The 1,384-nt window shown below is 46.7% G+C and carries 1 pseudogene; it reads right to left on the reverse strand.

Going from position 1 to position 1,384, the window contains the following annotated elements:
- Nucleotides 1-1,384: pseudogene (locus C9J45_RS21590) on the reverse strand (hypothetical protein); the annotation flags it as partial.

Genomic DNA, 1,384 nt, shown 5'->3' on the forward strand with positions numbered 1-1,384 from the left:
CAGCGTTATCGCCTACACCGTCACCATCGGTATCTACTGTTTCTGAGTCATCAGCAGGGAACGCATCAGCGTTATCACCAACACCGTCACCATCGGTATCAAGTGTTTCTGATTTATCTTCAGGGAAGGCATCTGCGTTATCACCAACACCGTCACCATCGGTATCTGTTGTTTCTGATTTATCTTCAGGGAAGGCATCTGCGTTATCACCAACACCGTCACCATCGGTATCTACCGTCTCTGACTTATCTTCAGGGAACGCATCAGCGTTATCACCAACACCGTCACCATCGGTATCTGTTGTTTCTGAGTCATCAGCAGGGAACGCATCAGCGTTATCGCCTACACCGTCACCATCGGTATCTACTGTTTCTGATTTATCTTCAGGGAACGCATCAGCGTTATCACCGACGCCATCACCATCGGTATCAAGTGTTTCTAATTCATCTTCAGGGAACGCATCAGCGTTATCGCCTACACCGTCACCATCGGTATCTAGTGTTTCTGATTTATCAGCTGGGAACGCATCAGCGTTATCACCGACACCATCACCATCGGTATCAAGTGTTTCTGATTTATCTTCAGGGAAGGCATCTGCGTTATCACCAACACCGTCACCATCGGTATCTGTTGTTTCTGATTTATCTTCAGGGAAGGCATCTGCGTTATCACCAACACCGTCACCATCGGTATCTGTCGTTTCTGACTTATCAGCTGGGAACGCATCGGCGTTATCGCCTACACCGTCACCATCGGTATCAAGTGTTTCTGATTTATCTTCAGGGAACGCATCAGCGTTATCACCAACACCATCACCATCGGTATCAAGTGTTTCTGACTTATCGGCTGGGAACGCATCAGCGTTATCACCGACGCCATCACCATCGGTATCTACCGTCTCTGATTTATCATCTGGGAAGGCATCTGCGTTATCACCAACACCGTCACCATCGGTATCTACTGTTTCTGACTTATCAGCTGGAAACGCATCAGCGTTATCACCAACACCATCACCATCGGTATCAAGTGTTTCTGATTTATCTTCTGGGAACGCATCATTGCTATCTAAGACACCGTCATTATCATCATCAGTATCTTCGTTATTACCAATACCATCGCTATCGGTATCTACTGATTCTGTGCTATCGAGCGGGAACACATCATCAGCATCAGCGATACCATCATTATCGTCATCAGTATCTTTGTTGTTACCAATGCTATCGCCATCAGTATCAACGGACTCTGTTTTATCTAGAGGGAGAGCATCATCGACATCAGCTACACCATCGCCGTCATCATCGGTATCTTTGTTGTTACCAATACCATCGCTATCGGTATCTACTGATTCTGTGCTATCGAGCGGGAACACATCATCAGCATCAGC

The sequence above is a fragment of the Photobacterium sp. GB-1 genome, assembly GCF_003026165.1.
GTDB lineage: Bacteria > Pseudomonadota > Gammaproteobacteria > Enterobacterales > Vibrionaceae > Photobacterium.